This window comes from Amycolatopsis granulosa (assembly GCF_011758745.1).
GTDB classification, from domain to species: domain Bacteria; phylum Actinomycetota; class Actinomycetes; order Mycobacteriales; family Pseudonocardiaceae; genus Amycolatopsis_E; species Amycolatopsis_E granulosa.
In genome coordinates this window covers 2,336,364-2,348,763 of the sequence record NZ_JAANOV010000001.1, presented here as the reverse complement: position 1 = coordinate 2,348,763, position 12,400 = coordinate 2,336,364, and the positions used below count along the sequence as shown (strand labels likewise).

Annotated in this window: 12 protein-coding genes; 9 read left to right on the top strand and 3 right to left on the bottom strand. The window is 74.0% G+C overall.

From position 1 onward, the window contains the following. Positions 1 to 9: 9 nt before the first annotated feature. Genes nirB through FHX45_RS11280 form a run of 6 tightly spaced genes read left to right on the top strand, consistent with a single transcriptional unit; the run spans position 10 to position 5,395 of the window. Positions 10 to 2,553, top strand: coding sequence for a nitrite reductase large subunit NirB (gene nirB, locus FHX45_RS11305; RefSeq protein WP_167099812.1), 2,544 nt, complete (start codon positions 10 to 12; stop codon positions 2,551 to 2,553). Next, positions 2,550 to 2,900: a nitrite reductase small subunit NirD gene (gene nirD, locus FHX45_RS11300; protein ID WP_167099809.1), complete on the top strand. Its 351-nt coding sequence runs from the start codon at positions 2,550 to 2,552 to the stop codon at positions 2,898 to 2,900. The genes nirB and nirD overlap by 4 nt, the downstream gene beginning before the upstream one ends. Further along, entirely contained in the window at positions 2,897 to 4,009 is a 1,113-nt protein-coding gene (locus tag FHX45_RS11295; protein WP_167099806.1) for a uroporphyrinogen-III synthase, read from the top strand. Before nirD ends, FHX45_RS11295 begins: the two co-directional genes overlap by 4 nt. Next, positions 4,006 to 4,698 (top strand): sirohydrochlorin chelatase, encoded by a 693-nt coding sequence (locus tag FHX45_RS11290; RefSeq protein ID WP_167099803.1) that lies wholly within the window; start codon positions 4,006 to 4,008, stop codon positions 4,696 to 4,698. The genes FHX45_RS11295 and FHX45_RS11290 overlap by 4 nt, the downstream gene beginning before the upstream one ends. Positions 4,699 to 4,727: 29 nt before the next feature. Next, entirely contained in the window at positions 4,728 to 5,012 is a 285-nt protein-coding gene (locus tag FHX45_RS11285; RefSeq protein ID WP_341771651.1) for an ArsR/SmtB family transcription factor, read from the top strand. Continuing rightward, entirely contained in the window at positions 5,009 to 5,395 is a 387-nt protein-coding gene (locus tag FHX45_RS11280) for a VOC family protein (protein ID WP_167099797.1), read from the top strand. The genes FHX45_RS11285 and FHX45_RS11280 overlap by 4 nt, the downstream gene beginning before the upstream one ends. A 30-nt stretch (positions 5,396 to 5,425) precedes the next feature. On the opposite strand, the gene FHX45_RS11275 is transcribed toward FHX45_RS11280, so the two are convergent. Together FHX45_RS11275 and FHX45_RS11270 are read right to left on the bottom strand one after the other, a co-directional pair. Next, positions 5,426 to 6,547 (bottom strand): winged helix DNA-binding domain-containing protein, encoded by a 1,122-nt coding sequence (locus FHX45_RS11275; protein ID WP_167099794.1) that lies wholly within the window; start codon positions 6,545 to 6,547, stop codon positions 5,426 to 5,428. Next, on the bottom strand, positions 6,547 to 6,939 hold the full coding sequence (locus FHX45_RS11270) for a DUF3224 domain-containing protein (protein WP_167099791.1): 393 nt from the start codon (positions 6,937 to 6,939) through the stop codon (positions 6,547 to 6,549). The genes FHX45_RS11275 and FHX45_RS11270 overlap by 1 nt, the downstream gene beginning before the upstream one ends. A gap of 61 nt (positions 6,940 to 7,000) precedes the next feature. Here FHX45_RS11270 and FHX45_RS11265 point away from each other — a divergent pair, with 61 nt between their 5' ends. Both FHX45_RS11265 and FHX45_RS11260 read left to right on the top strand, forming a co-directional pair. Next, entirely contained in the window at positions 7,001 to 7,966 is a 966-nt protein-coding gene (locus FHX45_RS11265; protein WP_167099788.1) for a helix-turn-helix transcriptional regulator, read from the top strand. Continuing rightward, on the top strand, positions 7,959 to 8,783 hold the full coding sequence (locus tag FHX45_RS11260; RefSeq protein ID WP_167099785.1) for a uroporphyrinogen-III synthase: 825 nt from the start codon (positions 7,959 to 7,961) through the stop codon (positions 8,781 to 8,783). Before FHX45_RS11265 ends, FHX45_RS11260 begins: the two co-directional genes overlap by 8 nt. Here the strand turns inward: FHX45_RS11260 and FHX45_RS11255 are convergent. Further along, positions 8,780 to 9,067, bottom strand: a complete 288-nt coding sequence (locus tag FHX45_RS11255) for an MGMT family protein (protein WP_167099782.1) — start codon at positions 9,065 to 9,067, stop codon at positions 8,780 to 8,782. The genes FHX45_RS11260 and FHX45_RS11255 overlap by 4 nt on opposite strands. A gap of 59 nt (positions 9,068 to 9,126) precedes the next feature. On the opposite strand from FHX45_RS11255, the gene FHX45_RS11250 reads away from it, so the two are divergent. Further along, positions 9,127 to 12,342, top strand: coding sequence for an ATP-dependent helicase (locus tag FHX45_RS11250; protein ID WP_208405885.1), 3,216 nt, complete (start codon positions 9,127 to 9,129; stop codon positions 12,340 to 12,342). Positions 12,343 to 12,400 lie beyond the last annotated feature (58 nt).

Below are 12,400 nucleotides of genomic sequence, written 5' to 3'. Positions count from 1 at the left end.
GTTTCGGTGATGCGCACACTCGTCGTCGTCGGCAACGGCATGGTGAGCCACCGCCTGGTGGCGGCACTGCGGGACGAGGACAGCGCGGGCACCTGGCGGGTGGTCGTGCTCGCCGAGGAGCCGCGCCCGGCCTACGACCGGGTCGCCCTGACCTCGTACGTGGACGGGTGGGACGCTCAGGCGATCACCCTGCCCGGCTCGGACTACGCGGGCGACGACCTGGTCGAGCTGCGGCTCGGTGACCCGGTGACCGCGGTGGACCGCGCCGCGAAGCAGGTCACCACGGCGGCCGGGCACGTGCAGCCCTACGACGCGCTGGTGCTGGCCACCGGGTCGCGTCCGTTCGTGCCGCCGGTGGCCGGGCACGACCTGCCGGGCTGCTTCGTCTACCGCACGATCGAGGACCTGGACGCGATCCGCGCCGCGGTGGAGCGGGCGAAGGCGACCCGGCGCGGCCGCGCGGCCGCGATGGTCGTCGGCGGTGGCTTGCTCGGGCTGGAGGCGGCCAAGGCGCTGCGGGACATGGGCCTGTCCCCGCACGTGGTCGAGATGGCGCCGCGGCTGATGCCGATCCAGGTCGACGACGGCGGCGGACGGCTGCTGCGCAAGCTGGTCACCGACCTCGACCTGACCGTCCACACCGGAACATCGGCGGAGCGGATCGAGCCGGACGGCGACCGGCTCGTCACCACCCTCACCAACGGCACCGAGCTGGACCTCGACCTGGTCGTGTTCTCCGCCGGTGTCCGGCCCCGCGACGAGCTGGCCCGCTCGTCCGGCCTGGAGGTCGGCGAGCGCGGCGGGATCGTCACCGACTCCTCGTGCCGCACCAGCGATCCGGACATCTGGGCGGTCGGCGAGTGCGCCGCGGTCGAGGGCCGGTGCTACGGGCTCGTCGCCCCCGGCTACACGATGGCCGAGATCGTCGCCGCGCGGCTGCTCGGCCGGTCCGGTCAGTTCCCCGGCGCGGACCTGTCCACCAAGCTCAAGCTGATGGGTGTGGACGTCGCCAGCTTCGGTGATGCGCACGCCACGGCCGAGGGCTCGGCCGAGGTCGTGCTGTCCGACGCCGTGGGCGGGTACTACAAGAAGCTCGTGGTGTCCGAATCGGACGAGCACGGCCGGCGGCTCCTGCTGGGCGGTGTCCTGGTCGGTGACGCGAGCGCCTACGCCCTGCTCCGCCCGCTGGTCGGCAGCCCGCTGCCGGCGGACCCGGCGGCGATGCTCGCCCCCGAGGGCACCTCGGGCGCGGTGGGTGTGGAGGCGCTGCCGGGGGACGCGCAGGTCTGCTCGTGCAACGCGGTCAGCAAGGGCGCGATCACCGAGGCGATCGTGCACGGGGATTGCGACAGCGTCGCGAAGATCAAGGGCTGCACCAAGGCCGGCACCACCTGCGGGTCGTGCGTGCCGATGCTGGCGAAGGTGCTGGAGGCCTGCGGGGTCGAGCAGTCGACGGCGCTGTGCGAGCACTTCACCCACTCCCGGCAGGAGCTGTTCCAGATCATCCGTGCCACCCGGCTCACCACGTTCGGCGAGCTGATCGCCCGGCACGGCACCGGCACCGGCTGCGAGATCTGCAAACCGGCCGTCGCCTCGATCCTCGCCACGCTCGACACGACCGACCGCACCGGCGGCCACGTGCTGGCCGGCGAGCAGGCCGCGCTGCAGGACACCAACGACCACTTCCTGGCGAACCTGCAGCGCAACGGCACCTATTCGGTCGTGCCGCGGATACCCGGCGGGGAGATCACGCCGGCGAAGCTGAAGGTGATCGCCGAGGTCGCCGAGGACTTCGGGCTCTACACCAAGATCACCGGCGGGCAGCGCATCGACCTGTTCGGCGCGACGGTGGACCAGCTGCCGCTCATCTGGAAGCGGCTGGTGGACGCCGGGATGGAGTCCGGGCACGCCTACGGCAAGTCGCTGCGCACCGTGAAATCGTGTGTCGGGTCCACCTGGTGCCGCTATGGCGTGCAGGACAGCGTCGGCCTGGCGGTCGAACTGGAGCTGCGTTACCGGGGCCTGCGCTCACCGCACAAGCTCAAGGCCGGCGTCTCGGGCTGCGCCCGGGAGTGCGCCGAGGCCCGCGGCAAGGACTTCGGCGTGATCGCCACCGAGAAGGGGTGGAACCTCTACGTCGGCGGCAACGGCGGCGCGCTGCCGCGGCACGCCGGGCTGCTGGCGTCCGACCTGGACCGGGGCACGCTGATCAGGTACCTCGACCGGTTCCTGATGTTCTACGTCCGCACCGCCGACCGGCTGCAGCGCACGGCACCGTGGATCGAGGAGATGGACGGGGGGCTGGACCACCTGCGGGCGGTGGTCGTCGACGATGCGCTCGGGATCTGCGCCGAGCTGGAGGCCGCGATGGCCAAGCACGTGGCGAACTACGCCGACGAGTGGCGCGGGGTGCTGGAGGACCCGGAGATGCTCGCCCGGTTCGCCTCGTTCGTCAACGCGCCGGGCGTGCCCGACCCGACGATCTCGTTCCGCGCGGAACGCGAGCAGAAAGTGCCCGTCCTGCTGGGTGTCCCGGAGGTGGTGCCGCGATGACCGCGCTGGCGCAGAAGCACACGACGAGCGCCCTGAAGATCTGCCCGGTCGACCGGCTCGTTCCCGGCCGCGGCGTGGCCGCCCTGCTGCCCGACGGCAGGCAGGTGGCGATCTTCCGCACGGCGACCGGCGAGGTGCACGCCCTGTCCAATGTAGACCCGTTCACCCGGGCCGCCGTGCTGTCGCGGGGGATCATCGGTGACGTCCGGGGCGTGCCGCACGTCGCGTCGCCCATGCTGAAGCACCGGTTCGAGCTGGCCACCGGGCACTGCCTGGACGACGAGACGGTGGCCGTGCGCACCTACCCGGTGCGGGTGACCGAGGGCGTGGTGTACCTCCAAGCATGATCGAGGCTTCCGGAACCCTTCCGCTCACCGGGTTCGCGGTCGGCATCACCGCCGCCCGCCGCGCGGACGAGCTCGGCGCGCTGCTGGTGCGCAAGGGCGCGACGGTGCGGTACGGACCGGCCATCCGGATCGTGCCGCTCGCCGACGACACCGAGCTGCGCGCCGCGACCGAACGGCTGCTGGCGGAACCGGTGGACGTGGTCGTGGCGACCACCGGGATCGGCTTCCGCGGCTGGGTCGAGGCGGCCGAAGGATGGGGGCTGGCCGAGGAGCTCGTCCGCCGGCTCGGCACGGCGGCATTGCTGGCCCGCGGCCCGAAGGCCCGGGGCGCGATCCGGGCGGCCGGCCTGTCGGAGAGCTACGCGCCGGCGTCGGAGAGCAGCGCCGAGCTGCTCCAGCACCTGCTGGAGTCCGGCGTGGCGGGCCGGCGGATCGCGGTTCAGCTGCACGGCGAGCCGCTGCCGTACTTCGCCGAGTCCCTGCGGCAGGCCGGTGCCGAGGTCATCCAGGTGCCGGTCTACCGCTGGGTCGGGCCGGCTGATCCGGGGCCGCTGGACCGGTTGATCGACGCGGTGCTGGACGGTTCGGTCGATGCGCTGCCGTTCACCAGCGCACCGGCGGCGGCGAGCACGCTGGCGATGGCCAGGCGCACCGGGCGGCTGGCCGGGCTGGTGGACGCGCTGACGCACCGGGTGCTGGTGGCGTGCGTCGGCCCGGTCACGGCCGCCCCGCTGGCCGCGGCCGGGATCCCGGCGGTCCAGCCGGAGCGGGCGCGGCTCGGGGCGCTGGTGAGGGTGGTGGCCCAGGCGCTGGCCGGGCGGTCGCCGAAACTGCGCGCCGCCGGCCGGTGCATCGAGCTGCGCGGGCAGGCGGCCATTGTGGACGGTCAGCTGTGCGAGGTGGCGCCCGCGCCGATGGCGGTGCTGCGGGCGCTGGCCCGCGAACCCGGCCGGGTGGTGTCGCGCCGGGAGCTGGCCTCGGCGCTCCCCGGCGGCGGTGCGGAACACGCGGTGGAGACCGCGGTCGGGCGGCTGCGCACGTCGCTCGGGGAAGCGAGGCTCGTGCAGACCGTGGTGAAACGCGGTTACCGGCTGGCGGTGGAACGATGATCGTGCTGGCGGCCCACGGCACCCGCGACCCGCGGGGAGCGCGGGTGATCGAGCAACTGGCGGACCGGGTGCGGGCCGCGACGCCGGTGCCGGTGCGCGTGGCCTACGCCGACGTCCGGCAACCCGGCCTCGCCACCGTCCTCGGCACCGTGCGCGGCTACCAGGCGGTCGTCGTCCCGGTGTTCCTCGCGTCCGGCTACCACGTGCGCACGGACATCCCGGCGCAGATCGCGGCGAGCCGGCACCGCAACGCCGTCGCGGCCGAACCGTTCGGCCCGGCACCGGAACTGATCGGCGTGCTGCGGGAGCGGCTGGAGCGGGCGGGCTACCGCGCCGGTGACGCGGTCGTGCTGGCCGCGGCCGGGTCCAGCGACGTGCGTGCGCTCGCGGAAGTCAGGGTCGCGGCGGACCGGCTGGGCGCGCTGCTGGGCACCTCCGTGCGGGTCGGTTACGCGGCCACCGCGCGGCCGGCGATCACCGACGCCGTCGCGCGGGCACGCGGGCGTCGGGTGGCGATCGCGTCGTGGCTGCTGGCGCCGGGCCTGTTCCAGCGCAGGGTGGCCGAGGCCGGCGCCGACGTGGTGGCGAATCCGCTGGGCGTGCACCCGGACGTGGTGGAGCTGGTGCTGGCCCGCTACCGGCAGGCGCAGCGTCAGCTCACGCTCGCCGCCGGAGAAGCGCCGGGTTGACAGGCAAGTGGCGACTTGCCTACCGTGACGTGGTGGGTGACGTCTTCAAGGCCCTGGCCGATCCCACGCGGCGGACGATCCTCGACGAACTGACCGTCCGGGATGGACAGACGCTCTTCGAGATCTGCAGCCGGCTGGCGACCAACCACGGGCTCACGTCGTCGCGGCAGGCGGTCTCGCAGCACCTCGACGTGCTGGAGGCCGCCGGACTGGTGGAGATCAGGCGCGAGGGCCGGTACAAGTTCCACTACATCAACACGGCGCCGCTCGAACCGATCGTCGAGCGGTGGCTCCGGGCGAGGGGACAGACATGAGGATCACCGTGATGAGCGTGTTCGTCGACGACCAGGAGAAGGCCCTGCGGTTCTACACCGAGGTGCTGGGTTTCGTGCCGAAGCACGACCTGCCCGCGGGCGGGGCCCGCTGGCTCACCGTGGTGTCCCCCGACGATCCGGACGGCACCGAACTGCTGCTCGAACCGAGCGGCCACCCGGCGGTGAAGCCGTTCCGGGACGCGCTCGTCGCCGACGGCATCCCGTTCACCATGTTCGCCGTGCCCGACGTGCGCGCCGAGTACGAGCGGCTGCGCGCGCTGGGTGTCCGGTTCACCCAGGAGCCCACCCAGATGGGCCCGGTGACCACCGCCGTCTTCGACGACACCTGCGGCAACCTCATCCAGATCGCCGACCCGAGCTAGGCGGGTTTCGACGGTGGCTGAGAACCCAGGCTAGGACCAGGTGACCCGCAGATCGGCGAAGCCACGGGTCGCCGCGACGCGTTCGGCTTCGGCTTCCGCCGCCGCGCGGGCCGCGGGCGGCAGCGGATCGAACGCGGTGATCGTGAAGTCCAGCCGCTTCCGGCCGCTGCCCTTGCTCCGCCACACGCCGGCCACCTCGCCACCGACGAGCAGCGCACCCGGGTTGCCGAGGATCCGCCAGACCTCCTTCTGCCGCGCCCGGTCCGGCACCAGCAGGGCCCGGTCCCGCGACTGGAGGAACGGGTCCCACGGTGGCAGCAACCGCACCAGGTCCGGCTCCGGCGGATCGGCCAGCGCGTCCACATCGGACTCCGGGAGGTACGCGGTGCGGCCCGCCACGCGCACCTCGACCAGGTCGTCCGGCCACATCCGCCGTGCCACCGTCACCTTCGTGCCGACGAAGTCGGCGGCCTCGGACGGCGTGGCCGGGCCGTGCAACCGCAGGTAGTCGCGCACGACCGCGGTCGCGGCCGCCGGATCCGGGGTGGTGCGCATCCGCGGACGGCCGGTCAGCGGCGCCAGCGTCGCGGGCTGGGCGCCGGCCTCCAGCCGTACGCCGCCGTGGATCGCGGCGAGCCGCATGAGCTGCTCCAGGATGTGGGTGGCCTGGCAGCCGCGGCACCAGTAGGACAACCCGTCCGGGATGATCCTGGTGACCGCCTCGCTCACCGCGCCCTTGGTCATCGTGCGCGTGACGACCTTGCGGATCGCCTTCGCCGCGGTGAACAGGGCGTCGGTGGCGCTCGTCCCGGCCGCCTCGACCTGCTTGCGCTGCCAGCCCATCCGCGCCATCGCGTCGTCCTCGCCGAGGGGGACCAGCGCGGCGGTGACCTGCCCGATCTCGGTCGCGCGGTGGAAGTGCGGCGCCCCGCGGTGGGTCCAGGCCAGCACGAACCGCGGATCCTCCGCGAAGGACTCCTCGGTGACCGGGCCGGGCAGGCGCGCCGCGAGGGAGATCGCCGCGGTGTCGCGCTGCGTGCTCTGCAGGCCGAGGTCGAACACGGCCAGCGCGGCCGCGTCCGCCACCTCGCGGTGCAGTCCCTGCGCCGCGATCCGGTGGGCGAGCACCTGCTCGCGATCGACCTCGAGCATCACAACCGGTGGTCGAAGGTGTAGGACACGGTTTCGCTCGCCCCGCCGATCGTGCCGCCGCCGGTGATCCCGGCCAGCTCGCCGGTGCCCGAGCCCTCGACCACGGTGAACGTGCCCCGGATGCCCTCGGCGCCGTAGGCCACCTCGTGCCGGATCACGAAGCTGCCCTTCCGGCCGTCCACGGTGCCCTCGATCCGTTCGAACCCCGGCGCGGTCTGCGTGCTGCCGGTGTAGCCCTCGCCCGGGTAGTACAGCAGGTAGTCGCACGCCGACTCGCCCTCGATGACACCCGAATAGGCGAAGGTGGCGTGCGCGTGGGCGTACCGCGGGCCGTCCTCCGGGCCGCTCACGACCTTCTCGTCCCAGCTGCGCATGGTGAAAGTGTTCGTCATGTCCCCAGTGTGCGACCTCGACCTGACATCTCCTGTCAGGTTTCCGCGGAATACTGGACCCATGCGTGCGAGCAGGTTGCTGTCGGTGCTGCTGCTGTTGCAGAGCCGCGGCCGGATGACCGCCGAGGAGCTGGCCGCGGAGCTCGAGGTGTCGGTGCGGACCGTGTACCGGGACATCGAGTCGCTGTCGGCCGCCGGTGTGCCGGTCTACGCCGAGCGCGGCCGGGCCGGCGGCTACCGGCTGCTCGACGGCTACCGCACCCGCCTGACCGGCCTGACCGGGGAGGAGGCCCAGTCGCTCCCGCTGGCCGGGCTGCCGGACGCGGCCGCGGAGCTGGGCCTGGGCACGGTGCTGACCGCGGCGCAGCTCAAGCTGTACGCCGCGCTGCCGGAGGAACTGCGCAGCCGCGCGGGGAAGGTCGCCGAGCGGTTCGTGCTCGACGTGCCCGGCTGGTTCCGCGGCATCGAAAGCCTGCCGCTGCTGGCCGGGGTGGCGCAGGCGGTGTGGGATTCGCGGCGGGTGTCCGTGCGCTACCAGCGGTGGGACCACAGCGAGACGAACCGCGTGCTGGAGCCGCTCGGGCTGATCCTGAAGGCCGGGAACTGGTACCTCGCCGCCCGCTGCGCGGGGGTGACCCGTACCTACCGGGTGTCCCGCATCCTCTCGGTGGAACCCGGAGCGGTGTTCGAGCGCCCGGCGGACTTCGACCTCACCGGGTACTGGCGGGAGTGGTCCGAGCAGTTCGAGCGGCGGATGTACCCGCGCGTCGCCGTGGTGCGGCTGTCCCCGCTGGGCCGGGACCTCGTACCGTTCTACCTCGGGGCGGTCGGCGCCCGCGCCCTGCGCGAGTGCCGCGGAACCCCGGACGAGGACGGGTGGTTGCGCGTGGAGTTGCCGGTCGAACCGGGCGCGCCCGCGCTCGGCGAGCTGCTGCGGTTCGGACCCGAGCTGCAGGTGCTCGAGCCGGCGGACCTGCGCGACCAGGTGGCGGCGGCCGTCGGCAGGATGGGTGCGATCTATGGGTGAGCTCAGTGGCGTCACGATCGGGGTGACCGCGGAGCGGCGGGCCGGGGAGTTCATCGCGGCGCTGGAACGGCACGGAGCGGCCGTGCGGCACGCGCCGTTGATCCACATCGTGCCGCTGTCCGGCGATGACCGGCTGCGCGCGGCCACCCAGGAGGTCCTCGCCGAGCCACTGGACCTCCTCGCGGTGACCACCGGCGCCGGGTTCCGCGGCTGGATCGAGGCGGCCGAGGGCTGGGGGCTGCGCGAGGAGCTGCTCGCGTCGCTGGGCCGGGCCCGGATCTTCGTCCGCGGACCGAAAGGCGCGGGTGCGGTGCGCGGGATGGGCCTGACCGAGGAGTGGGCCGCGCCGGGCGAGAGCAACCGCGAGCTGTTCCGGCACATCCTGGCCGCCGGGGTGACCGGTGCGCGGCTGGCGGTCCAGCTGCACGGCTCGCCGCTGCCGGAACACACCGAGCCGCTGCGCGGCGCCGGGGCGCGGGTGACCGAGGTGCAGCCGTACCGGTGGGAGTGGCCCGCCGACCTGCGCCCGGCGCACGAACTGCTGGACGGCGTGCTCGGCGGCGAGGTGCGGGCAGTGGCGTTCACCAGCGCCCCGGCCGGCGCGAACCTGCTGCGGCTGGCCCGCGAGCGCGGCAGCTACGACGAGCTGGTGCGCGCGCTGCGCGGGGACGTGGTGTGCGCGTGCGTCGGCCCGGTGACCGCGGCACCGTTCACCGAGGCGGGCATCCCGACGCGGCAACCCGAACGGCAGCGGCTCGGTGCGCTGGTCAAGCTGCTGGTGGCGGAACTGGGCTCGTCGGCCGGCGGGGCGGGCTAGGGGCGCCAGCGGTAGGTGCGCAGGTCCACCTTCTGCCCGTCCGCCAGCACGCCCTCGGCCCGCAGCAGCTCCAGCTGCCGGTGCACCAGGTGTGGCGCGGGCGTGCCGTTGGCGCGCAGGATCCGGTGCCACGGCAGGTCGGCGCCGTCCTCGGACAGGACGCGGCCGATCATCCGCGGCGACGGGGCTCCGGCGACGGCCGCGATGTCGCCGTAGGTGGCGACCTTCCCCGGCGGCACGGTGGCGATCACCTCGCGCACCCGCTCGTGCAGCTCCTCGTCCACGTGACCAAACTACCGCCAGGGTGTGCCGGTGCGTGGTTCTGTCGGTCCGTCGTGATTCCATGCCAGACGTGAGCGGAGAGGGCACCCGGTCCCGGGTGGGCGCGCGGCTGGTTCGGCCGCCCGTCACCGAGCCGCGCCCCGAGCTCTGGGACGGCGAGGCGCGGGCGGTGCTGGCGGCGCCGCGCGGGTTTGTCCGGGTCCTCGGCGGCCCGGGCACCGGCAAGACCACCCTGATCACCAGCGCGGCCGCGGCCCGCATCCAGGGTGGCGCCGATCCGGAGAGCCTGCTGGTGCTCACCGCGTCCCGCCGCGCCGCCAACGCCCTGCGCGCCGAGATCACGCGGCGCGTCACGGCCCGCGAGAGCGGTGGGGTGCCGCGCACGATCCGCGAGCCGATCGTGCGGACGGTCCACTCGTACGCGTTCTCGCTGCTGCGCCTGCAGGCCGGGTTGCAGGACGTGCCGGCGCCGCGGCTGTTGTCCAGCCCGGAGCAGGACGTGGTGGTCCGCGATCTGCTGGCCGGCGACCTCGCGCACGGCGCGGATAACTGGCCCGAGCAGCTGCGTCCCGCGCTGGCCGTACCGGGTTTCGCCGAGGAGCTGCGGGACCTGCTGCTGCGTGCCGCCGAGCGCGGCCTGGGCCCGGAGGACCTGGTCAAGCTCGGCCGCCGCAAGGACCGTCCGGAGTGGGTCGCCGCCGGCCTCTTCTGGCGCCAGTACGAAGAGGTCACCGTGTTGCAGGGCGCGGGCGGCAACGCGCTGGGCGCGCCCGGTTCACCGGCCCTGGACGCCGCCGAGCTGGTCGCGAGCGCGCTCGTCGAGCTGGAAGGCGATCCGGATCTGCTGGCGCGGGAGCAGGCGCGGATCCGGCACGTGTTCGTCGACGACGCCCAGCACCTGGATCACCTGCAGTTCCGGCTGCTGCGGCTGCTCGGCACGGCGGCCGAGGACTTCGTCGTGGCCGGCGACCCGGATCAGGCGATTTTTTCCTTCCGCGGCGCCGATCCCAACCTGCTGACCCGCGCCGACGCCGACGGCGGGCGCACCGTGACACTGACCCGCACGCACCGGATGAGCCTGGCCGTGCACGAGGCGGTGCGGAAGCTCGGCGCCACCCTGCCGGGCGCCGGCCGGCACCGCGCGATCACCGTCGATCCCGGGTCCGAGCCGGGAGAGGTCAAGGTACGGCTGCTGCCGACGCCGTCCGCGGAGGCGAGCTGGGTCGCCGATCAGCTGCGCCGCGCGCACCTGATCGACGGGGTGCCGTGGTCGGACATGGCCGTGCTGGTGCGCTCGCCGGGCCGGTCGCTGCCCGTGTTGCAGCGCGCGATGCGCGCCGCCGGCGTGCCGGTCGCGTCCGCCGCGGAGGAGCTGCCGCTGGCCCGCCAGCCTGCTGTCCGGCCGCTGCTCGCGGTGCTGCGGGTGGCCGGTGATCCGGACCTCCTCGACGCCGACACCGCCGAGATGCTGCTGGCGTCCCCGCTCGGCGGCGCGGACCCGCTGGCGCTGCGGCGGATGCGCCGCGGTCTGCGGCGGCTGGAACTGGCCGGCGGTGGCGAGCGGCCCAGTGACGAGCTGCTCGTGGAAGTGTTGCGGGACAACGACAAGCTCGGCGGTCTCGCGGAGGCCGAGGCGGCACCGATCCGCCGGGTGGGCGGGCTGATCGCCACGGCCCGCGCGGCCATCGAGCGGGGCGCCGGTGTCGAGCAGGTGCTGTGGGACGTGTGGCGGGACAGCGGGCTGCAGAAGCGGTGGGTCCGGCTGTCCGCGCGCGGGGGCACGCTCGGTGCGCAGGCCGACCGTGATCTGGACGCGGTGGTGGCCCTGTTCCACGCCGCGGGCACCTACGTCGACCGGCTGCCGAAGGCGAGCGTGGCGGCCTTCGCGGACTACCTGTCCGCGCAGAACATCGCTGGTGACAGCCTGGCGCCGGTGGCGATGCGTGGTGCGGGTGTGTCGCTGCTGAGCGCGCACGGGGCCGCCGGTCGCGAGTGGACGGTGGTGGCCGTCGCGAACGTGCAGGAGGGCAGCTGGCCGGACCTGCGGCTGCGCGGGTCGCTGCTCGGGGTCGAGCGGCTGGTGGACCTGCTGTCCGGCCTGGAGGAGGAGACCGTCTCGGCCACCGCGCCGATCCTGGCCGAGGAGCGGCGGCTGTTCTACCTCGCCGCCGCCCGGGCGAAGCGGACGTTGCTGGTCAGCGCGGTGATCGGGGAGGACGAGCAGCCGTCCCGGTTCGTCGACGACCTGGAGGCCAATTCCGCCGACGAGTCCGGGCTGGACTCCCGGGTCAAGCCGCCGGGGCGGTCGCTGGTGCTGGCCGAACTGGTCGGTGACCTGCGGCGGGCGGTGTGCGATCCGGCGGTGGAGCCGGAGCGCCGGGCCAGGGCGGCGCGGCAGCTGGCGCGGCTGGCGCGGGCCGGGGTACCGGGCGCGCACCCGGATTCGTGGTACGGCACGGTCGAGCCGTCGACGGACGCGCCGCTCTACGCCACCGGCGACGTGGTGCGCATTTCTCCGTCCACTGTGGACACTCTGAAGAAGTGCCCGCTGCGCTGGCTGATCGAGCGGCACGGTGGCAGCGACCCGGCCCAGCTCGCGGCGATCACCGGCACGCTCGTGCACGAGCTGGCGCAGGCCGCGGCGGGCGGCATGGATGAGGAGGGGCTGCGCCGGGCGCTGGACGAGGCGTGGGCGAGGGTCGACGCGGGCGCGCCGTGGTTCTCGCGGCGGGAACGGAACCGGGTCGAGCAGATGGTGCGGAACTTCCTGGCGTGGCTGGCGACGTCCCGGCACGAGTTGCGGCAGATGGGCATCGAGCAGGACATCGAGGTCGAGCTGCCGGTGGGGTCGGACGGACTGCTGGTCAAGCTGCGTGGCCGCGTCGACCGGCTCGAGCACGACCGCGACGGCCGCCCGGTGATCGTCGACCTGAAGACCGGGAAGACCGTGGTCAGCGCCGCGGACGCGGAGCTCAACCCGCAGCTGGCGGCCTACCAGTTGTCGGTGCTGCTGGGGGCCTTCGGCGACGCGCGGCGCCCCGGTGGCGCGAAGCTCGTCTACCTGGCGAAGTCCCACAACAGAACGGGCGCGGCGGTGCGGGAACAGCCCGCGCTGGACGAGGAGAGCGGCCGCGAGTGGCTCGAGCTCGTGCGGAAGGTCGCGGCGTCCGCCACCGGGCCGGAGTACGACGCCACGGAAAACCCGGACTGCGACCGGTGCCCGGCGAAGGGTACCTGCCCGTTGCGGCCGGAGGGCAGGCAGGTGACGGGGCCGTGACGGGCACCGCCGCCGCCGGGAGCGTGCCACCCGCGGCACGGGCCGGGGGAGAAACCCG

Coding starts and splice junctions, on each gene's coding strand:
- nirB (WP_167099812.1), top strand. CDS start 10: ATGCGCACACTCGTCGTCGTCGGCAACGGCATGGTGAGCCACCGCCTG.
- nirD (WP_167099809.1), top strand. CDS start 2,550: ATGACCGCGCTGGCGCAGAAGCACACGACGAGCGCCCTGAAGATCTGC.
- FHX45_RS11295 (WP_167099806.1), top strand. CDS start 2,897: ATGATCGAGGCTTCCGGAACCCTTCCGCTCACCGGGTTCGCGGTCGGC.
- FHX45_RS11290 (WP_167099803.1), top strand. CDS start 4,006: ATGATCGTGCTGGCGGCCCACGGCACCCGCGACCCGCGGGGAGCGCGG.
- FHX45_RS11280 (WP_167099797.1), top strand. CDS start 5,009: ATGAGGATCACCGTGATGAGCGTGTTCGTCGACGACCAGGAGAAGGCC.
- FHX45_RS11275 (WP_167099794.1), bottom strand. CDS start 6,547: ATGCTCGAGGTCGATCGCGAGCAGGTGCTCGCCCACCGGATCGCGGCG.
- FHX45_RS11270 (WP_167099791.1), bottom strand. CDS start 6,939: ATGACGAACACTTTCACCATGCGCAGCTGGGACGAGAAGGTCGTGAGC.
- FHX45_RS11265 (WP_167099788.1), top strand. CDS start 7,001: ATGCGTGCGAGCAGGTTGCTGTCGGTGCTGCTGCTGTTGCAGAGCCGC.
- FHX45_RS11260 (WP_167099785.1), top strand. CDS start 7,959: ATGGGTGAGCTCAGTGGCGTCACGATCGGGGTGACCGCGGAGCGGCGG.
- FHX45_RS11250 (WP_208405885.1), top strand. CDS start 9,127: ATGCCAGACGTGAGCGGAGAGGGCACCCGGTCCCGGGTGGGCGCGCGG.